The organism is Streptomyces sp. NPDC018019, assembly GCF_044327805.1.
Taxonomy (GTDB): Bacteria; Actinomycetota; Actinomycetes; order Streptomycetales; family Streptomycetaceae; genus Streptomyces.
Window position 1 is genome coordinate 26,682 of sequence record NZ_JBIRGD010000024.1, and the last position, 22,283, is coordinate 48,964.

Consider the following 22,283-nt stretch of genomic DNA (forward strand, 5'->3'; position numbering starts at 1 on the left):
CCTCTCACCAGCCGACGGGCAGGGAGTCCAGGCTGAACTGCCGCGTCTGCGCGGACCGGAAGCGGATTCCGTCCGGTCCCACCGCCGGCCGCAACGTGGGGAACCGGCGCAGCAGCGCCGGGTAGGCGATCCGCATCTCCAGCTTGACCAGCGGAGCGGCGACGCAGTGGTGCATGCCGTGGCCGAAGGCCATGTGCGGGGCGGCCTCACGGGTGATGTCGAACCCGTCGGGTTCGCTCCCGCCCTGGGCCCGGTTGACGGCGAACAGCGAACAGGCCACCATCTCCCCGGCCTTGATCACCTGGTCCCCGATGGTCACGTCCTCGCGGGCGGTGCGGGGCGAGACGGTGTGGATGACGGTGACGTAGCGCAGCATTTCCTCCACGGCCCGGTCGATCAGCTCCGGCCGCTCCCGGAGCAGCCGGAGCTGGTCCGGGTGGTCGAGCAGCGCCAGCGTGCCCAGCCCGAGCATGCTGGAGACCTGGAGGAAGCCGTCCGAGACGAACGTCGCGCCGACGCCCGCCAGTTCCTCGTCGCTGATGTCGCTGCCGTGCTCGCGCACCACGCGGCCGAAGAGGCCGTCGCCCGGGCTGCGGCGCTGCCGCTTCGCGAGCTGCACCATGTACTTCCAGTACGCCTTGCCGACGGCGGCCCGGTGCTGCGGGGGCGCGTTCTCGTCCTGGGAGACATCGAGGTAGCGCGCCAGTTCCACCCGGTCGTCCCGCGGGATGCCCAGCAGCTCGCACGTGATCAGCCCCGCCATGGGCCAGGCGAAGTGCCGCATGAAGTCGGCCGGCGGCCCGGCGCGTTCCATGGTGTCCAGGCACTCCTCGACGACCTCGGTGACGCGCGGCTGCAGCATGCGGGTGCGCCGCGCCGTGAACTCCGGTGCCACCATCCGGCGCAGCCGGGTGTGGTCGGGCGGGTCGCACTGCAGCAGGTTGCCCGGCGCGGCGCGGATACCGGTATCGCCCTCCTCGTTGACCGGCAGCCCGGTGCTGAAACGTTTCAGATCGCCGAGGATCTCGCGTACTTCGGCCTCTCCGGTGGCCACCCACTTCACCCGGCCGAAGATCCCGAACTGGATGCCGTCCGCGGCCAGCGGCGCCTCCTGGACCTGCCGGCACAGTTCGGGCACCGGGTCGAAGCGGTCCCGGCGCAGGTGGACGGGCGTCTGCTGGGGGTCAGTCATCCTGTCGTCCCTTTCTCCGTCGTCGACTGCGGGCCGCCGCCATGGCAGAACGCGGCGACGGCGGCGGGTGCCAGGTGGCCGCTCACCTCAAGGACGGCGCCGGCCCCGGACGGAGGGTGGCCGGTGACCGGCGCCGAGTCGGTCCGGCCCGCTGCATTCGCGCGGAAAGGGCGGAAAGGGCGGGGACATTTCCGTACGGCCGGGATGCACCGCGCCCATCCCAGCCCCGCCGACACTCATTTCCGGAGCGGGGAAAGTCGCACGGAAATACATCTGACCGTTCATTCCTCCCCCTCAATTCGGCAGCACCCGGACCCACCCGCACGCACCCCGTACGAGCACCGGCACCGGGCACGAAAACCTCCGGAACGACCGGAAGACATCAAGCCGAGAAACGGTGTGCATGCCGCGTTTTCCGCATCGGTACGGACCGCATCGGTACGGACCGGGCGAGGTTCCGCGATTTCGGGACCGTTCGCTCCACTCTCCGATTCGCGAAGTGCCCGGTCAACCGCAACCAGTTGGACGGCACGGGCGAAACTTCCGTGCCGTCCAACTGGCTCTTTTTTCGGTGGCCCGGACGAAACGCGCCGCCGCTCGGGACCGGCTGGGCGCCCCGGCCGCCGGAGGGGCTGGACACCGTCCTGGGCACGGACAGCGCGTCGAGCTGGGCAGACACCTGGAACCGGCACACACGAGAAACTGATCGCCGCGGATGCCGTACGCGACGCTCCAGCGATCCTGGAACGGCACCGGCTGACCGGGCACCCCGCGTAGGCGATCTGCTGTCCGCCGCCCGTCACCGCCACATTTCCCGGTCTACGGGCGGCGGCCCGTGCGTTCCGCATTCACGCCGAATTTTGCGCCGATTCCCGATTCCCGGACCGCGCCTTGGTCCAAGCCGACCACACCCGCCGCATGCTGCGGGCACACGCCAAGCGCGCGCCCAGGCCGCCACCGATGTATCGCTGCCCGACCGGCCGCCACCGTCCTGCCCCAGTGCAACGCTCTGACCGCCTTCCCGGAGACGCTCTCTGGCCGATTCGCCCTGCAAACCCCAGCTCCCTGCCCCGCAACCCCGTAGCCGGGCCGGTGCGCCTCTGAGCGGCCATGTGCGGCCCTCGGAGGCAGAATGGCGCGCTTTCCCGAACCCTGGATAGCGGAGTTCGGCGCTCCGAAGCCCCGTCGTGGCCGTCTCGTCGGTGTTCCGCATGATCGCCCGTCCGGCGATGAGTAGTGTCAGAGCTGGTCAGCAGCGCTATGGGATAGATCATCCGTATATGCGCCGGGAACCTGGGCGTCGACGCCTGCCGGACCTCCATACGGGCTACCGCGCCGGGCGCGACGCTGCCGCCTACGGTCCACTGGAGAGGACGAGCGCGGCCCGAGGCGTGTGCCGGCACCCTGGCGGACGTGCAGCGCTCTGGCGCCGGCACCTCGCACGGGCGTCCGTGTTCGCGGAGGTGAAGCTGCGGTCGGTCCCGCGGCCTGCGGACGAAGGAGTGCCCGGTGAGACGACGCGACGTGATCGTGGGCGCTACGGCGGCCGGTGTCGCGGCGCTGCTGCCCGCGGCCGCCGACTCGCGCGGCCCTCGGCCGTACACCGAGCGGTACCTGGGCCGCACGATCCGCATCGAAGCCGCGCACGGCGCCCTCCGGGTGCGCATCGACGGCCGTGAGCTGCAACTGATACGGATGGGCGAGGAAGCCTACCTGTCCCCGCTGTGCCACTACGGCTTCGACCGGTCGCCGCTGGCAGCCGCACGCCACGCTGTACGGCAGTTGCGCGGCGCCCAGTTGCTGCCGCTCCCCTCGCCCCGCTCATGGCCGCAGCCCGTGGTGCCGTCCGCTCCCACGCCCCCGGCCCACCCACACGTCCGCAGGAACTACCTGACGCTGACCGCGCGGGAACGTCACCGCTTCATACAGGCCGTCCTGGAAACCAAACGAAGCGGCGTGTACGACGCGCTGGTCGCCATCCACGTACGGGCGAACTCCCACGACTACATCCACCGGGACCACGGCCTGCGCACCGCGCACCTGACCCCGTCCCTGCTGCCGTGGCATCGGCAGTTCCTGCTGCACTTCGAGCAGGCGCTGCGCGCGGTCGACCCCGGTGTCACCCTCCCGTACTGGGACTGGACGCGCGATCGCGGCCACGACTCGCCCCTGTGGGCCGACGACTTCATGGGCGGCGACGGGCGGCCCGGCGACCGGCAGGTGACGACAGGCCCCTTCGCCCGGCGCAACGGCTGGCGGCTGGGGGTCAGCGTCCGGCCCACCGGCCATGACCTGTGGTGGGCCAACGGTCACTACACCCAGGACGACCGGGACTTCCTCACCCGCGCGATGCGCCCTCCCAGCGCCCTCTCGACGGCCCGCCAGTTGGAGGACGCCCTCGCGCTGCCCGTCTACGACTGCCCGCCGTGGAACCACGAGAGCGGTGATGCCCCTCCCTACCGCAGCTTCCGCAACCACCTGGAGGGCTACGCGAAGTTCTCGTGGGAGCGGGACTGGGGCAAGCTGCACGGCTCCGCCCACGGCTTCGTCGGCGGCCACATGGGGTATCTCAGCTCGCCGAACGATCCGGTGTTCTACCTCCATCACTGCTTCATCGACAAGGCCTGGGCCGACTGGCAGCGCCGGCACCCCGGCGTCCCCCACTACCTTCCGCTGGAGCCCACGCGCGACGTACCCGGCCTCCACACCCCACTGGCCCCCTGGCACACGATGACGCCCGCCGACCTCCTCGATCACACGCGGTACTACCGCTACGACCTCTGAGCACGGCGCGGAAGACCGCCCTGGCACCGCGCCCGACGCGTCCACAGTGGCCTGCCTGGTCGCTACGCTGCGAAACCGGCCGCTTGGTCAGGCCCGAGGCGCGTTGCGTCCGGGGCGTACCTCGGAGAGGCAACCGAACCTCGCAGCGACGATCGCGCGGATAGGCGGCGTGGAATGCCTCGGCAGCAAGGTGGGCACGGTCCCGGTGAAGATGTAGTTGCGACGGTCTGTAGCCGCTGGAGAGACCTGTCGGCGTCTTTCGTTTCAGGTCGTCTGCCTGGCCAGCCTGTGCAGGGCCCGCACGGTAGGTGATCCGGGGTCGGCCGTGATCAGGACGACTTCCTGGTCGTCCTCGGGCACGAGCAGGACGTCGCAGTTCAACCGCAGCGTGCCGGCTTCCGGGTGGTCGATGGTCTTGGTGCGGTGCCCGGGAGCGTGGACCGGATGTGTCTGCCAGATGTGCCTGAACTCCTCGCTGCCGGCGTGCAGTTCGGCCAGCAGGGCGGTCACCTGCGGGTCGTGCGGGTAGCGGTCGGCGGCCCGGCGGAGCCGCGCCACCACGATGTGCCCGAACTCCTCGGCGCTGGAGCTCTCGTACATCCGTCCCTGGGCCAGGAAGCGGCGCCGGGCCAGGTTCGTCGTCCCGCGTGCGAGGTCGCCGCCGAGCAGTGCCTGGGCCAGGGAGTTCCAGGCGACGACGCCGTACGCCGCGTCAGTGACGATGGCAGCGGTCTCCGGTAGCCGCTCCAGCATCCGGGCCACGTGCGGGCGCACCCGCCGCACGGCGTTGCTGCCGGGCGGCGCGTCCGATCCCGCCAGGCGGAACAGGTGGCTGCGCTCGGCCGGCGTGAGCCGCAGGGCCTGGGCCAGCGCGCCCAGGATCCGGGGCGAGGGCCGCGGTCCCCGGGCCTGCTCCAGCCGCGTGTAGTAGTCGACCGACATATGGGCGAGCTCCGCCACTTCCTCGCGGCGCAGGCCCGGTGTGCGGCGGGCGGTGCCCGTCGTCGTCAGCCCGGCCTCGTGCGGACGCAAGCCCGCCCGACGGTCCCGCAGGAAGCGGGCCAGTTCCTGCCGCGCCATGCCACCTCCTGCCGCGTGCCTGGTACAGGCTGTCCCTGGCAGGGCGCCCACCGCCAGGGGACCGTAGTTTCCATGAACGATCGCACAGCTCTGGTCACCGGTGCCAACAAGGGCATCGGCAAGCACATCGCCCGGCTGCTCGCGGCCGAGGGCCTCACCGTGTACGTGGGCGCCCGCGACCCGGGGCGCGGACAGCGGGCCGTCGAGGAGATCGGTGCCGGCGCCCGGCCGCTGGTCCTCGACGTGACGGATCCCGACGGCATCGCACAAGCCGCGGCTCAGGTGGAACGCCTGGACGTGCTGGTCAACAACGCCGGCATCGCACCGTCACCCGCCTCACCGGCGGACACCCCCGTCGAGGAAATCCGGCGCACGTACGAGACCAACGTGTTCGGGGTGATGGCGGTGACCAATGCGTTCCTGCCCGCCCTGGCCCGGTCCCCGCACCCGCGCATCGTCAACGTCTCCAGTGGCACCGCGTCGCTGACCTGGAGCACAAACCCCAACCCCCAATTCACCCCGGGAAGCGGTAGCGCCGCCGCCTACCGGTCGTCCAAGGCCGCCCTCAACGCCCTCACCGTCTTCTACGCCCAGACGCTGGCCGAGGACGGCTTCAAGGTCAACTCGCTCGCCCCCGGCCTGCGGGCCACCGATCTCAACCCCCGGGCCGCCGCTGCCGGCGGCGACCCGGCCGAGGCAGCGCAGGGTGCCCTCCGCCTGGCCCTGCTGCCGGACGACGGCCCCACCGGTGGCTTCTTCTCCTGGGACGGAACGCCTGTGCCCTGGTGATGGGTGACCAGCCATGGGCGGCATCGGGGACGGATGTCCCAGCGGGGGGCCGTCCATGCCTGGCGGATCAGCCTACGTACGGTGGTGACGGCGTCGGCGAGGTCAAAGAAGGCGTCGATGACGGCGACCCGGCTCTCGTAGCAGCGGGCGAGGCGGTGGAAGGCGTTCTGCCAGGCATGGGTGCCCTCCACGTACCACCTCTGACGTGCCTGGATCGGCGCCTTCTCGCCTCTGCGCGCGATCCGGCCGTGCAGGCCGCGTTCATCGAGCAGGACGCGGGTCTTGTCGGAGTCGTAGCCGGTGTCCAGGTGGACGGCGACGTCGTCGGGACACCAGACACCACGCCTATCCGCGGGACCTCTTACACGGGCCGTGCATTGGCTGCCACAGAGTGAAGGAAGAGGGCCGGGGCAGCTCCCGAACGGGGTCGGAGAACCCGAGGCGACAAAACAGACCTCTCACGTGTCGCGCGGCGAGCAGCCGGCGAACCCTGTTCCTCCGAGGTGCTGTGCGTTCACCTGGTCCCGGAAAGGGTTCCGGTCTTTTGCGGTTCTTTCTCGGCTGCCGGGGGCGATTGGGGCAGCCGGTGGCTCGCGCGGTGGGGTCGAGAAGCGAGAACGCCGGGCACCGGAGTCCCGGCCGTCATACCGCCGTCGGGCGACGCCGCATAGCCGGCGCGGGCCACCGCGGCCGTGCCTCCGTTAGTCGGTCCTGCTCTCAGCCGCCGCGGCGCACCCGGGCCGCCTTGCGGGCCTCGGCAAGCTTTCGGGCCTCGCTGGCCTTTCTCGACTTACCGCCGGTGCCGCGGGAGCCCCCCTTGCTCGTACCCAGGCCGCGGAAGGGGACGTTGGTGTTCTTGGCCCGGCCTGCGGTGGCTCCACCGTCGAGTGGGGTGCCGGAGGGGGCCTTGGCCCCGGTGATCCGGCTCAGTTCCGCCTCACCCGAGCGCACCTTGGTGGTCGTCGGCTCGATGCCGGCCTCGGCCATCAGGCGGCTCGTCTCGCTGCGCTGGCCCGGGAGGACCAAGGTGACGACGCGGCCGGACTCGCCGGCCCGGGCGGTACGGCCCGCGCGGTGCACATAGTCCTTGGAGTCGGTGGGCGGGTCGACGTTGACCACGAGATCGAGGTCGTCGACGTGCAGGCCACGGGCCGCGACATTGGTCGCCACCAGGACGGTGATCTGGCCGTTCTTGAACTGCGCCAGAGTCCGGGTGCGCTGCGGCTGGGACTTACCGCTGTGCAGGGCAGCGGCATGCACCCCGCTGGCTCTCAGGTGCCGGGTGAGCTGGTCGACCGCGTGCTTGGTGTCCAGGAAGAGCAGTACGCGGCCGTCGCGGGCGGCGATCTCCGTGGCGACCGCATACCGGTCGGGGCCATGGACGACCAGTACATGGTGTTCCATGGTCGTGACCGCGCCCGCGGACGGGTCGACCGAGTGGACGGCGGGGTCATGAAGATAGCGCCGGACCAGGTGGTCGACATCGCGGTCCAAGGTGGCGGAGAACAGCATCCGCTGGCCGTCGCCGCGTACCTGGTCGAGCACCTCGGTGACCTGAGGCAGGAAGCCCATGTCACCCATCTGGTCAGCCTCGTCGAGGACAGTGATCCGTACCCGCCCCAGGCGGCAGGCCCTGCGCTCGACGAGATCGTGCAGGCGGCCGGGGGTGGCGACGACAACCTCGGCCCCGTCGCGCAGCGCAGCGGCCTGCCGGCCGATCGACATGCCGCCGACAACCGCGGCCATCCGCAGCCGGAGCGCGTCGGCATACGGCGCGAGTGCTTCGGTGACCTGCTGGGCCAGCTCCCGGGTAGGCACCAGGATCAGTGCGAGGGGCTGCTTCGGCTCCGCGCGCCGCCCGGCCGTCCGCACCAGCAGCGGCAGGCCGAAGGCGAGGGTTTTGCCCGACCCGGTGCGCCCGCGCCCCAGGACGTCCCGTCCCGCGAGGGCGTTGGGCAACGTGGCCGCCTGGATCGGGAAGGGCTCGCGCACACCGCACTCGGCGAGCGTTCGCAGGACCTCGGCCGGCAAGTCCAGATCAGCGAAGGAGGCGATCCGGGGCAGTGGCGGGGTGAGGGGCACCGGCTGGGCGAGGTCGCCGCAGGAGGTGCCGAGGTGGTCTGGATGATCCATGGAGAGCCTTCCGCATGGGGAACGTACCGAGGAAGGCCCGGCAGGAAATGACAAGAAATGAGCAGCCGACGAAGAAGGGGCCCGACGGACCGGATCACCAGCCGCCACAGCCGCCCGAACAATGGAGGATAACACAAAGTGACAATGCGGCCCGGCCCCGTGGTACCGACCGCTCCGACTGCGTCGGCGACGCGACACGAGCTGAGGGGCATTCCGGCATGTCTGACCGGGCTCTCCGCCGACGCGTTAGTCCTTCATCCGGCCGCGGACATGCTCGACCCGCACGCGGACTTCACGGTGCTCGGTGCTGGCTTCTTCCTCGCCCTTCAGCAGCGGCCGACCGGGGCGTTTGCGGTGCTGGATGACCAGGCCCGTGCTGCTGTACGCGCCGTCGCCGGCACGGTCACACCCTGACAGTGCCGGGCCAGGCCGGAAACACGACAGGCTCCGGCCTCGCAGCAGTTTCGCGAGGATGTCCTCACCATGCGGTCGCAGACCACGCTCAGGGTGCCGCCCACGATCCACAGCCGCTCGCCCCGTCCGGCCCTGCCCTCCAAGCGGTCTGTCCGGCGGCTGCAATACGAGTACTTCATCGCACGGAATCCGGGGTATTTCGCGCGGACCGAGCGTCGGCCGGTGAGCTACTGGTCCTGCTACTACCGATGGAAACTCCGTGTTCGGCACGTACCCGGGTAGCCACCTGCTGGGCGACGCGTTCGGCAACCCGGCTGAGCTGGCCGCCGCCCTGAAGCAGCGCGAAGGCTGGTAGCGAGGCAGGCCGTGATGGCGACACCCCCGCCCAGGCACTGGTGGAGCACGACCAGCGCAACGCTTGCGACCGCTCTGAGCCCGACGGCCTTACGGCCCCGCTCGTCGTCAGGGCCGGCGGAAAACCCATGGGCATGCACCTGGGTGCGTCGTAAGCGCCAAGGCGTACGGTGCACAGAACAGCCGGGAACGCGCCGGGCACACCATCGAGGAGCCCCGCAGTGAACGCCACCCCATTGCACCCTGTGCTGCCGGGTTGAACCTGGACGGCCGCCATCTGTCCCACCTGGGCTTCGGTGGAAACGGACGACTGCTGCTCGCTTTGCACGGGCACCTCGACGAAGGGCACACCTTTGCCCCTCTCGCGCAGTCCCTGGCCCCTGAGTGGCGCGTCATCGCGCCCGATCGGCGCGGCCACGGCGATTCGACCGGGCACCGGAGTACACGCGCGAGGGATATGTCGACGATGCGGTGGCGCTGCTCGAAAATCTCGCGGCCGGACCGGTCGTGGCTCTGGGGCACTCACTCGGTGGGCTCAACGCCTACCAGTTGGCCGCATGGCATCCGCACCGGGTGAGCGCGCTCGTGGTGGAGGACGCCGGTGCCGAGATGGGGATTACGGAGGGCGCGAATCCGTTCCTCTTCTTGAGCGACTATCCTTACCGGGCGGACTCCCCCGAACAGTTGGTCGCGGCCCTCGGCCCGGCCGGGCCGATATTCGCTGATGCCTTGCGGCAGCTCCCCGACGGCTCTTGGCGGCTGCCGTTCCACCCTCAGGACACTATCGATTCCTATACGCACAATGAAGGCGATCACTGGGCCGACTGGCAGGCGAGCGACTGTCCCGCTCTGCTGCTGTACGGGGCTCGAAGCACCGTGGTCAGTCCTGCCCAGGCACAGGCGATGGTTCACCGTCGCCCCGGCACCCACGCAATAGAGCTCCAAGCCGATCACTTCCTCCACCTCGACTGTCCGCAGGAGTTCGCCCGAGCCGTCCGGTCTTTTCTCGGTGCCTGACACTGCTTTCGCAAACGAGCCACATTCGCTCGCAGAACGGAACAAGCAATTCTTTGCCCCGCCCCCTGAGGGGTCAGGCGGGCCAAGCACCGGCGGTGCACGCGCTCCTGGCGATCAGTCGCCCTGAGCGCCACGACAGGGGGCTGTCTGCCGCTGGCGGAAACCCGGATGGCCTCAGCGCACGATCTGAGTACGGTCGGGGCCATGCCCGAGCTGAAGCGGCTGCATGCCGGCCACGCCCCGGCGGTCCTGGCCTTCGAGCTGGCGAACCGTGCCTACTTCGCCGCCTCGATCTCCGACCGCGGCGACGACTTCTTCAACCAGTTCACCGACTGGTACAACTCCTCGCTGGCCGAGCAGGAGGCCGGCATCTGCGCCTTCTACGTGCTCGTCGCCGAGGACGGCTCGGTACTCGGCCGATTCAACCTGTACGACGTGGAGGACGGCACTGCCAGGCTCGGCTACCGGGTCGCGGAGCGGATCGCCGGCCGCGGCGTGGCGACCGCGATCGTCCGGGAGCTGTGCCGGATGGCGACAACGATGCACGACCTGCGCACACTGTGGGCGGCCACCTCCCACGACAACGCCGCGTCCCAGAGGGTCTTGGTCAAGGCCGGGTTCGTCCCGGTCGGCCCTGCCGCCCCGGCCGACCTCGGCGGCAAGCCAGGCACTTGGTACCAGCGCGACCTCCAGCCATAGGCCCTGATCTTGTCGGTGGGCCGTCTGCGGGAAGACTGCGGCACCATCGCGCTGCCCGGCCTCGCCCGTGGCCCGTCGCCTCACCGGAGAAGCCACCCCCAACTGGCGCAGACCCGACCCACGGGACCCAGGCCGAAACCCAGGACCGACCACTCCCCGGGAATCAGTCAGGAGGGGCATACGGGGTGGGCGGGCTGGTCGGGTAGGTAGGTTTCGCGTTCTTGGCGGGTGAGGTCTCGGTGGACGGCCCTGCATATATTTCTGACGGATTCTGCCGCGGTGGGCAGGTCCACCCCCCATAGCCGTGCTGTTTGGTCGTAGCTTGCGGTGGCTAGGGTTTTGCCGTCGGGGCTGAACGCCACGGCCGAGATCTCGTCGGTGTGACCGGTGAGGACGGCTCGTGTCCTGGCGGTAGCTGTGTCCCACAGCCGTACGGCCTTGTCGATGCTGCCGGATGCCAGGGTCCTCCCGTCGGGACTGAATACCACAGTTGAGATCTCGTCGGTGTGCCCGGTGAGGGTGGCCCTGCTTTTTGTCGCGCCTGTTTTCCAGAGCCGTAGCGTTTTGTCGAGGCTTGCGGTGGCAAGGGTTTTCCCGTCGGGACTGAATGCGAGGGCGTAGACATCGTCGGCGTGACCGGTGAGGACAGCTTTGGTCTGCCCTGTGGCCACGTCCCATATCCGTGCTGTCCTGTCGCGACTCGCCGTTGCCAGGAGCTTCCCGTCAGGGGAGAACGCCACGGAATGGACGTAGTCGGTGTGGCCGGTGAGCACGGCTTTGGTCTTGCCTGTGGCCACATCCCACAGTCGGACTTTCTTGTCCCAGCTGGAGGTGGCCAGAGTCTTCCCGTCCGGGCTGAATGCCACCCCCGTGACATCATCGGTGTGGCCGGTGAGCACGGCCTTGGTCCTTCCTGTGGCCACATCCCACAGTCGGGCCGTGTTGTCCCAGCTTGCGGTGGCGAGAGTCTTCCCGTCGGGGCCGAACGCCATGCCGAAGACGCAATCGGTGTGGCCGGTGAGGGTGGTTCGCGTCCGGCGCGTGGCCACGTCCCACAGCCGTGCTGTCCTGTCAAGGCTTCCGGTCGCGAGAGTCTTCCCGTCGGGACTGAACGTCACGGCGTGCACCTCGTCCCCGTGACCGGTGAGGACGGCTTTCGCTGTGCCGGCGGCTACGTTCCACAGCCGTATCGTCTTGTCGGCGCTTGCGGTAGCCAGGGTTTTCCCGTCGGCACTGAACGCTATGGAGAAGATGGAATCGGTGTGGCCTGAGAGCGTGGTTCGTGTTCTGCCCGTGGTCGCGTTCTGCAGTCGTACCTGCGTGCGGACGCTCACGGCCAACGTCTTTCCGTCGGGGCTGAATTCTATGGAGAATACCCCGTCAGGATACGTGAAGGCGGCTTTGGATTTTTCTGTGGCTGTGTCCCATAGCCGGACCGTCTTGTCCCAGCTTCCGGTCGCGAGGGTCTTCCCGTCGGGGCTGAATGCCACTTCGTAGACGACATCGGTGTGACTGGTGAGAACGGCTTTGGCCTTCCCCGTGGCCACGTCCCACAATCGCGCTGTTCTGTCAGTGCCTGCGGAGGCCAGGGTTTTGCCGTCCGGGCTGAAGTTCAAGTCCGATATGGAGCGGGTGTGACCGGTGAGGGTGTCCCTGGTCTTCCTTGTGGCCACGTCCCACAACCGTACTGTCCTGTCAGCGCTTCCGGTGGCGAGGGTTTTCCCGTCCGGGCTGAACACCGCAGTGTAGACATGGTCGGTGTGGCCGGTGAGAGTCGCTTGGGCTCTTCCGGTGGCCGCATCCCACAGCCGGACTGTCTTGTCGAGGCTTGCCGTGGCGATGGTCTTCCCGTCAGGGGAGAACGCCACGGAATGGACGTATTCGGTGTGGCCGGTGAGAGTGGCTTTGGCTTTCCCCGTGGCCACGTCCCACAGGCGCACCGTCCTGTCCCGGCTTCCGGAGGCCAGGGTCCGGCCGTCCGGGCTGAACGCCACCGCGTCCACCGATTCCGTGTGACCGGTGAGGCGGGCACGGAGCGGAAGGCCGGCGGCAGAGTAGAGGCTCGCGACGGCCTCGGAGGTGCGGTTGACGCGGTAGGCCTCGACCGCCAGAAGGGACGCCAGGTCAGGGTTGCCACCGCGCAAAGTATCCGATTCTGCGGCCAGTTGCCGGGACAGAGAGACGCGCTGCGCGGCGACGGCCCTGTTGCGCTGCCGGTCGCTGCTACGGCTCTGCTGCCAGGCGATCACGCCTGCGGTCAGGGCGAGGACGAGAAGGACGGACAGGGCTCCGACCAGCCGGCGTAATCGGCGGGCCGTGCGGACGGCCGTCCGCCGTTCCTGTTCGCGGGCGGTGGTGCTGGCGGTGAGGAAGTCCCGTTCCAGTCCGGTGAGGTCCCTTTGCTGATGGGGCCGTGGGAAGTGTTCTTCCGCGACGGACAGGCGGGCGCCGCGGTAGAGGGCGCCGGGGTCGCGGTCGAGGTCGGACCAGGCGGTGGCGGCTTCCGTCAGGCGCCGGTGGACGCGGAGGCGTTCGCGGTCCTCTTCGGCCCAGCCCCGCAGGCGTGGCCAGCCGACGATGACGGCCTCGTGCGCGAGATCGATGCCGTCCTGGTCGAGGGTGATCAGGCGGGCCCGGGCCAGCCGGTCCAGAACGTAGGCGGTGTCGGCTTCGGCGCCGGTGTCGAGTTCCGTGCGTTTGATGGTGCGGCGGGTGTCCGGGACGCCGTCGCCCGGGGTGATCAGGCGGAGCAACACGCGGCGGGCCAGGTCGGCGTGCTCGGGGGCGAGCTGGGTGTAGAGGTCCTCGGCGGTGCGGGTGACCGCACCGGTCACGCCGCCGGCCGCCTCGTAGGCGGTGAGCGTCAGGGCCGGTCCCCTGCGGCGGCGCCAGGTTTCCAAGAGCGCGTGGGACATCAGCGGCAGACCGCCGGGTTCGTCCACCGTCTCCTCGATCAGCCGGGAGGTGAGGGCCCGTTCGACGGTCAGCCGCTGGGCCGCGGCCGGCTTGACGATGGCCTCGCGCAGTTCCCCCGGGCTCATCGGTACCACGGGCATGCCGGCGTCGTGCACCGCCTCCGCCAGCTGCCGGTGCGCCAGGCAGTGACCGTAGAAGTCCGCTCGGACCCCCAGGACGACCCGCAGCCGGTTGACCGGGGAACGGGCTGACAGCAGCCGGTCGATGACCTGGTTGCGTTCGTCCGGGTCGTGGCAGAGGGTGAAGATCTCCTCGAACTGGTCGACGATCAGCCAGGTGTCGCCTTCGGCGTCGGCGGGAGCGAGGGCCTGCTCCAGAGTGCGTGACGGCTGCGGGCCGGGAGTGAGGATCCGGATGACAGCAGGCCGCAGCTCTTCATCCTCGGCGTCCTGGAGGCGGGGCACGAGTCCGGCCCGCAGCAGGGAGGACTTGCCGCTGCCGGAGGGGCCGAAGAGCGTGACCACCCGGTGCTTCTGCACGCGCTGCACCAGGTTGTCGGTGAGCTGGTCCCGGCCGAAGAAATGGTCCCGGTCACCCGGTTCGAACCGGGTCAGCCCTCGGTAGGGCGCGGTCGCTTCGTCCTCGTCAGGAACCTGGGCGGCCACCTCGTCGGCGACCCGGCGCCACCGCTCCTCCCACTCCTGGGCGTCCCCGCCGCAGGCTCGGACGTACTCCAACGTGACCGGCAGCGACGGCAGCCGCTCGCCCGCGGCCGCTTGCGACAGTGTGGGGGCGGAAAACTCGCACCGCGCGGCCATCTCCCGATAAGTGATCCCACCACCCTGCCGGCGCAACTGGCGCAGTTCGTGGGCGAACCGCTGCAACGGGCCCGCCTCCGGGTCCAGTGGCCGCTCCCGACGCCCCGGTCCTCCTCGCTGCTCCACCTTGCGCCCCCTTCTCGGAAGGTTCCGCAGCAGCATGCGCTGGTCCTCGCGGTGTGGCACATGCCCTGGCTCAGGGCTTTGCCGTCAGGATGCCCGCCGCTGGGCCGGGCGGGGGTCGAAACGCAGTATTTGTTTGCAGCGCCAGGTCGGGGCTGCCCATCAATCCAGCGGGCGATGAACTTGTCGCTGCGGGCCCCGGCGCCGTCCACGCCCTGCAGAACCGCACCGGCATGATCAAAGGGTGTCGACAGGACCTCGGCGCGGCTCGGCTGCCGGCTTCGGACGCCTTCGGGCTGCCGGTGCCAGTAGCTCAAGGAACCCCCATCGCCACAGGTCACGAGGTATGCCTGCTGCGCCAAGGCGCCCTTGGGCGGACACCCGTCTCCAGATCGGGGTCGCAGCTTGAGCACGAATTGCACACATCCCCCTCTCCATACCGGCCCCGATGGTCTAGATTGACCGTGCTTCAGCGGTTCGAACATGAAGCAACCGAAAATGATCTATTGCCCGGCACTACCAACAGCCAGCAGTCACACCCCCGTCACCAAACGTGGGGTTGATCAATTCCTGGGAACCGGGGGCTTCGGGTGCGGGGAGCACCCGGCCTCTGACGGGTCATCAGGCGCCTCGAACGTTCGGCGGGACATGTGGGTTTGCTGCCACCAGGGTGGGTTGTTCACGTAGCGCTGCACCAGCGGGTGCCATGCACGGGAGGCGGGGGCCTCCCGCGGGGAGGAACGGCGCGGCGCGGGGGGCGGGGGCCTCCCGGGGGAGGAAACAGGGTCGGGCGAGCGCGTCCGGCCACTGGTGACCTGTGGGGGGTTCCGTGCAACAGGGGGAATTAGTCAACCCGTTTCCGTCGACGCGCGGGCGTCCGGCGGACGGGACGAGCAGCCGGCCCGCGATCGACTGGGAGCAGCGGTACCGGCGTACCGTGATCACCAGCGATACCGTGGCCACCGCCGTCGTGGTGGCGTCGATCGGCATCTTCTTCGGGGCCCGGGACGCGGCCAACTGGCACGAGAAGTGGGGAATTCTCGCGTTCGGCACCGAACTGCTGGTGCTGGGGGCGCTCGCGGTGAGCCGGGCGTGGGCGCCGGCCGTGCTCGGCCAGGGCGCCGAGGAGTTCCGCCGGCTCGGCCGCTCGCTGTTCGCGGCGGTCGTCGTACTGGCGCTCGGCGGGATCGCCCTCACCTCGCGCAACATCAAGCTGTGGATCTTCGTCGCGGTTCCCGCGATCGCGCTCGTCACCATGACCGTGCGGTATCTCCTGCGCCTCTGGCTGCACAAGCAGCGCAAGGAAGGACGGTGTCTGCGGCCGGTGCTCGCCGCCGGGAGCCCGGACACCGTACGCGACCTGATCACCCGGGCCCGCAAGTTCCCGCACCTCGGCTGGCGGGTGGCAGCGGTGTGCACGACGGACGGCCTCGGGCCCGACGGTGACCGGCTGGACGGAGTGCCGGTCGTCGGCCGGCTGGCCGACGTCGCGGGCCACATCCGCCGCGACGGATACCGTGTCGTCGCGATCACACCCGACCCGCACTGGTCACCGGAGCGGCTGCAACGGCTGGCCTGGAACCTCGAAGGCAGCGACACCGAAATGGTCGTGGCCCCCGTGCTGATGGAGGTGGCCGGCCCGCGGCTGCACGTCGACGCCGTACTCGGGATCCCGCTGCTACGGGTCAGCATGCCGACCTTCACCGGGGGCCGAAGAGCGGTCAAAGGGGTGGTCGACCGGGTCGGCGCGGCGATCCTGCTGGTGCTGTTCGCACCGCTGATGGTGCTGGTCGGGCTGCTCGTGCTGGCGGACAGCCGGGGCGGGGCGCTCTACCGCCAGCGCAGGGTCGGCAAGGACGGCCGCGAGTTCACCATCTTCAAGTTCCGCACCATGGTCGTCGGGGCCGACGCGGCACGTGCCGAGCTGGCCCACCGCAACGAGGGGGCGGGGCTGCTGTTCAAGCTCCGCCGGGACCCGCGGGTGACCCGGGTGGGAGCGGTGCTGCGCCGGTACTCGATCGACGAGATCCCGCAGCTGTTCAACGTACTCACCGGATCGATGTCGCTCGTCGGTCCGCGGCCCCCGTTGCCGGAGGAGACCGCCGCGTACGGCCCGGACATCCGGCGCCGGCTGCTGGTCAAGCCCGGGCTCACCGGCCTGTGGCAGATCAGCGGACGCAGCGACCTGCCGTGGGAGGAGGCGGTCCGGCTGGATCTGCGGTACGTGGAGGACTGGTCGCTCGCCCTGGACGCGGTGATCTTGTGGAAGACGCTGCGTGCGGTGGTCTACGGACAGGGGGCCTACTGATGCGCGGGGGAACGCGGCCGAACGGGCCGGCCGGCGCACGGACCACAGGCCGCAAGGGCCTGCCTGGGGGGAGGGTCGGGTCATGAGGATCAGCGTTTTCGGGCTCGGCTACGTGGGCTGTGTGTCGGCCGCGTGCCTGGCCGGCATGGGGCACGAGGTCATCGGGGTGGATGTGAACCAGGTGAAGGCCGACCTGGTCAACGACGGCAAGGCCCCGGTGGTCGAGGAGCGGATCGGCGAGCTGATCGCCGACGTCGTGCGGACCGGGGCGTTGCGCGCCACCGGCGACGTCCGCGAGGCGGTCATGGGCAGTGAGGTGTCGCTGGTCTGCGTGGGCACGCCGTCGGAGCCCAACGGCAGCCTGTGCACCACGTACCTGGAGCGGGTCGCCGAGCAGATCGGCGCCGCGCTGGCCGAGCGCGCGGGGCACGGCGGACGGCACACCGTCGTGTTCCGGAGCACCATGCTGCCGGGCACCTGCCTGAACCTGCTGGTGCCCATCCTGGAGAAGGCCGTCGGCGGCACGGCCGGGGTGGACTTCGGGGTCGCGGTCAACCCGGAGTTCCTGCGCGAGGGCACGAGCGTGCGGGATTTCTTCGCCCCGCCCAAGACCGTCATCGGCGAGCTCGACCCGGCGAGCGGCGACGTGGTGGCGGCGCTGTACGACGGCCTGCCCGGCGAGGTGTTCCGGGTGCCGGTCCCGACGGCCGAGGCGATCAAGTACGCGGACAACGCGTTCCACGGCCTCAAGATCGGCTTCGCGAACGAGCTGGGCGCGGTGTGCCAGGCGCTCGGGGTGGACTCGCACCAGGTGATGGACGTGTTCCTGGCCGACCGCAAGCTGAACATCAGCCCCGCCTACCTGCGGCCCGGCTTCGCCTTCGGCGGCTCCTGCCTGCCCAAGGACCTGCGCAGCCTGGTCCACGCGGCGCAGCGGGCCGACGTCGCGGTGCCCATCCTCGCCCACGTGCTGCCCTCCAACTCCGCCCACCTGGAACGGGCGGTGGAGCTGGTGGAGCGGACCGGCAAGCGCCGGGTCGGCCTGTTCGGGCTGTCCTTCAAACCCGGCACCGACGACCTCCGCGAGAGCCCGCTCGTCGAGCTGGCGGAGCGGCTCTTCGGCAAGGGGTACGACCTGCGGATCCACGACGCCAACGTGAGCCTCTCCCGGCTGCTCGGCGCGAACCGCGAGTACATCGAGAACCGGCTGCCGCACCTCGCGCAGCTGCTCGCGGACTCCGTCGAGGAGGTGCTGGAGCACGCCGAAGTGTGCCTGGTGGGGACCAAGGATCCAGCCGTGCTGTCGGCGCTGCCCCATGGCGGTGACGGCCCGGTGATCGTCGATCTCGTCCGCCTTCCCGACGCCGAGGCGCGCCGGACCGAACCGGGGTACGTGGGCCTTGCTTGGTGACACAGGGTTTGAGAACGGGCCGGACCGGCGCGCGCTGATCCTGGTGGAGAACCTGTCGGTGCCGTTCGACCGGCGGGTGTGGCAGGAGTGCACGACGCTGCGCGACGCGGGCTGGGAGGTGCACGTCATCTGCCCCCGCGGGGAGAAGCGGGACACGGAGCCGGAGGCGGTGATCGACGGGGTGCGGATCCACCGCTACCCGTTGCGTGCGGCCACCGGAGGGCCGGCCGGCTATCTGCGGGAGTACGGATCGGCGTTGTGGCATACGTTCCGGCTGGCCCGCCAGGTCGGCCCGGTCGACGTGGTCCACGCCTGCAACCCGCCCGACCTGCTGTTCCTGCCGGCCCTGTGGCTGAAGCGGCGCGGCGCGCGGTTCGTCTTCGACCAGCACGACCTGGTGCCGGAGCTGTACCTCTCCCGGTTCGACCGCGGCGAGGACCTGCTCTACCGCGGCGTGTGCGCGCTGGAACGGCTGACCTACCGGGCCGCGGACGTCGTGCTCGCCACGAACGAGAGCTACCGGGACGTCGCGGTGCGCCGTGGCGGCCGGCGGCCGGAGGACGTGTTCGTGGTGCGCAGCGCGCCCGCCGCCGAGCGGTTCCAACCGGTGCCGCCCGACCCGGAGTTGAAGCGCGGCAAGCCTCATCTGCTGTGCTACCTGGGAGTCATGGGGCCTCAGGACGGCGTCGACTACGCCTTGCGGGCTCTGGCGAAGCTGCGCGACGAGGTCGGGCGGACCGACTGGCACGCGGTGTTCGTCGGTGCCGGTGACGCCTTCGACGCGATGGTGGAGCTGTCCCGGCGGCTCGGGCTCACGGAGCAGGTGCAGTTCACCGGGCGCGTCTCGGACGCCGATCTGGTGCGCCACCTGTCCACCGCGGACGTGTGCCTCTCCCCCGACCCGCGCAATCCGCTCAACGACGTGTCGACCATGAACAAGGTCCTGGAGTACATGGCGATGGGCCGGCCGATCGTCTCGTTCGACCTGAAGGAGGCGCGGGTCTCCGCCGGGGACGCCGCCGTCTACGCGCCCGCCAACGACGAGGCCCGGTTCGCCGAGCTCATCGCGCTGTTGCTCGACGATCCGGAGAAGCGGACCCGGATGGGCAAGACCGGCCAGGAGCGGGTCAACGGGCGGCTTTCCTGGCGCAACTCCCAGGCGTCGTTGCTCGCCGCGTACGCCGCCACCTGTCGCGACCGCGCCGCGGTGCCGGCCGGCGCCCCGGTCCGGGGCCGGGCGGGGAGGTGGCGGCACCGTTGAGCGATGAAACGATACGGCTGGTCACGGTCGGGCGGATTCTCCGTCGGAGGTGGCGGCTGCTCGCCGTCCTCGCCGTGGTGGGCGCGCTCGTCGGTTACGGCACCTCGGTGCTGTTCCCGCCGCGGTACACGGCGTCGGCATCGGTACTGCTGCCGGGGCAGTGGGAGGAGCGCGAGCTGCTGACCCAGGCCGAGATCGCGGCCAGTTCGGCGGTGGTCGACCGCGCGGCCGCCGCGCTCGGCTGGGCGGGCGTCAGCGGCGGCGAGCTGCGGGACCGGGTGAGCGCCAAGGCCGCCGACGGGAACATCATCAAGGTCTCGGGGACGGCCGAGACCCCGGAGCGCGCGCAGCAGCTCTCCGACCGGGTGGCCCAGCAGTTCGTGGCCTTCGCCGCGCGGATCGCGGGCGGCGGCACCGCCCCCGAAGCGGCGACGGGGCTCGATGCGCTGCGGCAGAAGGTGGCGGAGACCAACCGCCGTATCACCGACCTGGCCCGTGCGGCCGATCCGGGACGGACCGTGGAGAGCGTGCAGGCCCGCACCGCGCTGGAGAAGCTGCGCACCACGCTGCAGGAGGCCATGAAGAAGCTGGACGAGGCCGGCCCGGCGACCGGCAGGGCCGGCATGGTCGTCATGGGGCCGGCGGCCCGGCCGACCGGCGAGGTGCCGCCGACGCGGAGGCAGCTCATCGGTGCCGGGGCACTGCTGTTCTTCCTGCTCGCGGTCGTCGGCCATCTCGCCGCCGCACGGATGAACCGCCGGCCGCGCACCGAAGCGGAGATCGCCGCGGCGCTGGGCTCGGTGCTGCTGGGCACCGTCGACGTGCCCGGCGAACGGCGCGCGCACCGGCCGGAAGGCGGTGGCCCGTGGGCCTGGATCCGCAAGCTGCTGGGCGTCGACACCCGGTGGGACGTACCGACTCCGCAGAGGTCCGGCGACGAGGCGGGACGGCGGATCCGCTACCGGCGGGTGTGCGCCCGCCTCCGGGACCGGCTGCCGGGCCCCCGGCGGCTGCTGGTCGTCGTACCGGAGGGCGACGAGATCGCCCGCCGGGCCGCCGGGCAGCTCGTCGCCGAGGCCAAGGGCCATCCTTCTCCGGGCTCTTCGGGCAGGGACGCCCCCGCGCTGCGGGTGGTGGAGGTCTCGATGGTCCGGCCGATCGTGCCGGACCGCGGCACCGAGTCCGGTGCCCTGATCGTGCTCAGCGCGGGCAGCTGGACCGCAGGGGAGCTCGCCGGCCTCGCCGAGGCGTGTGCGGACGCCCGGCATGAGATCGTCGGCATCGTCGTCGCCGGCCCGGTCCGGACCCGTCCGTCGCGGTCCGCCGGCCGTCCTCCGGAGACCGCCACTCTGGCGCTCGCGGTCCGCGGCCATGCGGCGGGAGGTCCGGCGTGACGACGAGCACGGCCTCGGAGCCGTCGGCAGCCACTCCCCTGCTGGACCTGCAGGCGCTGGTGGCGGCCGTGCGCAGGCGCCGCCGTCTCTGGTGCTCCCTGGCGCTCCTGGGACTGCTGGTGGGCGCGGCGGTGGCGGTCCTGCTGCCGCCACCGCCGACCGCGGTGACCAAGGTGCTGGTCGCGCACAAGGAGGACCAGCCCAACGACACCGGAACGCTGATCCGCACCGACGTCGAGCTGCTGGGGACCACGCGGATCGCCGGCCAGGCCCTGCGGGCCCTCAAGTCCCCGGAGAAGCCGGAGGACTTCGTGCGGGACTACCGGGGCACCGGGTTGACCAACAACCTGTTGCAGATCGAAGTGACAGGTGGCAGCGACGCCGAAGCGGTGGCCCGCGCCAAGGCACTGGCCGATGCGTTCGTCGCGGATCACGTGCGGCGGATGCGGGAGACCGCCCAGGCCGAGGCCCGGGCCCTGCTCGACCAGCGTGACCGCATGCGGAAGGAACTCGCCCAGGTCAACAAGGCGATCGGGGACGGGACGCCGGAACGCGACCCGAAGGCGTCGGCGAGCATCGAGTCGCTCTTCGCCCGCCGGGCCGAACTCACCACGCGGATCGCCGATTTCGACCAGCGTGCCGAGGAGGCGCGCATCGGCACGCCCCGGCTCGTCGCCGGTACGCAGATCGTGGACGCCCCGCGGGCGGTGCGGCACTCCCTGCCCAAGGCCGCCGTCACCGACGCCGCGATCGGACTCGTCCTCGGGCTCGTCCTGGGGCTCGCGCTGGCCGCGGTCGGCACGGTGGTGGCGGACCGCCCCGTACTGCGCCGGGAGATCGCGGCGAACCTGGGCGCCTCGGTCATCGCGGAGCTGCGCCGTACCGGGCCGTGGCAGCGCCGACGGACCCGGGCGGCTCGTGACCGGCTGACCGCGTCCCTGGCCCGCGCCGCGCGCGGTTCCGCGGACCCCGTGTCGCTGCTGGAGCTGGGCTGTGCGCGCACCACGGGCGGGATCGCCCTGGATGTCGCCAGGGCATTGGCGGCCGAGGGGCCGGTGGTCGTCATCGACGGTCTGCCCGGCCCGGAACTCGCCGGCAGCCGTCGGGAGCCGGGAGACCCGAGCGTGGTCAGCGGCGAGCGGGCCGCGACCGTGCCGCCTCGGACACGCCGGCTCGGCGTCGGTTCGGTCGCGCCCGGTACGGCGTGGACCGACCTCCGGTACCTCGGCAGCCGGACCGTGCTCGTCGTACGGGCCGGGCACGGCAGTGCCGCCTGGCTGCACACCGTGGCACGGCAGCTCGCGGACCAGCGCATCGCGGTGATCGGTGTGGTGCTGATCGACCCCGATCCGCGGGACCGGACCGACGGCACGCTGTGGGAGGGGCCGCACACGGCGTTGCGCGGCCCTTTTGAGCGGCCGGCCCGCCAGAGCGGTGGGGAGGGCCGGCCGCGGACCGAGCGATCGGCCCGGCAGAACGATGGGGGTACCTCCCACGCCGTTGAGGCAGTGGGGGAGGGCCTGCTGCGGACGGAGCGGCCGTCGATGCCGGCCGCGCGGGTCCCGGACAGCGACCAGGGGGCGCGGTAGA

Annotated in this window: 13 protein-coding genes and 2 pseudogenes; 10 read left to right on the forward strand and 5 right to left on the reverse strand. The window is 70.8% G+C overall.

Annotated elements, in window-relative coordinates; translation table 11 throughout:
- Nucleotides 1-4: 4 nt before the first annotated feature.
- Nucleotides 5-1,192, reverse strand: coding sequence for a cytochrome P450 (locus tag ACH4FX_RS31850; RefSeq protein WP_398484836.1), 1,188 nt, complete (start codon nt 1,190-1,192; stop codon nt 5-7).
- 1,509 nt (nt 1,193-2,701) lie between these two features.
- Here ACH4FX_RS31850 and ACH4FX_RS31855 point away from each other — a divergent pair.
- Entirely contained in the window at nt 2,702-3,976 is a 1,275-nt protein-coding gene (locus ACH4FX_RS31855; RefSeq protein ID WP_398484838.1) for a tyrosinase family oxidase copper chaperone, read from the forward strand.
- 264 nt (nt 3,977-4,240) lie between these two features.
- Here the strand turns inward: ACH4FX_RS31855 and ACH4FX_RS31860 are convergent, their stop codons facing one another.
- Nucleotides 4,241-5,056 (reverse strand): helix-turn-helix transcriptional regulator, encoded by an 816-nt coding sequence (locus tag ACH4FX_RS31860; protein ID WP_398484840.1) that lies wholly within the window; start codon nt 5,054-5,056, stop codon nt 4,241-4,243.
- A gap of 72 nt (nt 5,057-5,128) precedes the next feature.
- Here ACH4FX_RS31860 and ACH4FX_RS31865 point away from each other — a divergent pair, with 72 nt between their 5' ends.
- Complete coding sequence (locus ACH4FX_RS31865; protein WP_398484842.1) at nt 5,129-5,845, forward strand: SDR family oxidoreductase; 717 nt, start codon at nt 5,129-5,131, stop codon at nt 5,843-5,845.
- A 14-nt stretch (nt 5,846-5,859) separates the two neighbouring features.
- Here ACH4FX_RS31865 and ACH4FX_RS31870 read toward each other — a convergent pair.
- Nucleotides 5,860-6,174, reverse strand: a pseudogene (locus ACH4FX_RS31870) (transposase); the annotation flags it as partial.
- A gap of 388 nt (nt 6,175-6,562) precedes the next feature.
- Nucleotides 6,563-7,978 carry a DEAD/DEAH box helicase gene (locus ACH4FX_RS31875; protein ID WP_398484844.1) on the reverse strand — a complete coding sequence of 472 codons (1,416 nt, stop codon included), beginning with the start codon at nt 7,976-7,978 and terminating at the stop codon, nt 6,563-6,565.
- A gap of 270 nt (nt 7,979-8,248) precedes the next feature.
- Here ACH4FX_RS31875 and ACH4FX_RS31880 point away from each other — a divergent pair, with 270 nt between their 5' ends.
- From ACH4FX_RS31880 to ACH4FX_RS31890, 3 genes and pseudogenes are all read left to right on the forward strand, one after another.
- Nucleotides 8,249-8,392 (forward strand): hypothetical protein, encoded by a 144-nt coding sequence (locus tag ACH4FX_RS31880; RefSeq protein ID WP_398484846.1) that lies wholly within the window; start codon nt 8,249-8,251, stop codon nt 8,390-8,392.
- Between the two features lie 676 nt (nt 8,393-9,068).
- Nucleotides 9,069-9,763 (forward strand): annotated as a pseudogene (locus ACH4FX_RS31885) (alpha/beta fold hydrolase).
- A 204-nt stretch (nt 9,764-9,967) separates the two neighbouring features.
- Complete coding sequence (locus ACH4FX_RS31890; protein WP_398484848.1) at nt 9,968-10,462, forward strand: GNAT family N-acetyltransferase; 495 nt, start codon at nt 9,968-9,970, stop codon at nt 10,460-10,462.
- 167 nt (nt 10,463-10,629) lie between these two features.
- Here the strand turns inward: ACH4FX_RS31890 and ACH4FX_RS31895 are convergent, their stop codons facing one another.
- Nucleotides 10,630-14,322, reverse strand: a complete 3,693-nt coding sequence (locus ACH4FX_RS31895) for a hypothetical protein (RefSeq protein WP_398484850.1) — start codon at nt 14,320-14,322, stop codon at nt 10,630-10,632.
- Nucleotides 14,323-15,148: 826 nt separating this feature from the next.
- On the opposite strand from ACH4FX_RS31895, the gene ACH4FX_RS31900 reads away from it, so the two are divergent.
- From ACH4FX_RS31900 to ACH4FX_RS31920, 5 genes are all read left to right on the forward strand, one after another.
- Nucleotides 15,149-16,627 carry a sugar transferase gene (locus ACH4FX_RS31900; RefSeq protein ID WP_398484852.1) on the forward strand — a complete coding sequence of 493 codons (1,479 nt, stop codon included), beginning with the start codon at nt 15,149-15,151 and terminating at the stop codon, nt 16,625-16,627.
- Between the two features lie 82 nt (nt 16,628-16,709).
- A complete protein-coding gene (locus ACH4FX_RS31905; protein ID WP_398484854.1) occupies nt 16,710-18,038 on the forward strand; it encodes a nucleotide sugar dehydrogenase in 1,329 nt (442 codons plus the stop codon).
- Entirely contained in the window at nt 18,028-19,299 is a 1,272-nt protein-coding gene (locus ACH4FX_RS31910) for a glycosyltransferase family 4 protein (protein WP_398484856.1), read from the forward strand. Before ACH4FX_RS31905 ends, ACH4FX_RS31910 begins: the two co-directional genes overlap by 11 nt.
- Nucleotides 19,296-20,693, forward strand: coding sequence for a Wzz/FepE/Etk N-terminal domain-containing protein (locus ACH4FX_RS31915; RefSeq protein ID WP_398484858.1), 1,398 nt, complete (start codon nt 19,296-19,298; stop codon nt 20,691-20,693). Before ACH4FX_RS31910 ends, ACH4FX_RS31915 begins: the two co-directional genes overlap by 4 nt.
- Entirely contained in the window at nt 20,690-22,282 is a 1,593-nt protein-coding gene (locus tag ACH4FX_RS31920; protein WP_398484860.1) for a Wzz/FepE/Etk N-terminal domain-containing protein, read from the forward strand. Before ACH4FX_RS31915 ends, ACH4FX_RS31920 begins: the two co-directional genes overlap by 4 nt.
- The last annotated feature ends 1 nt before the right edge of the window (nt 22,283 follow it).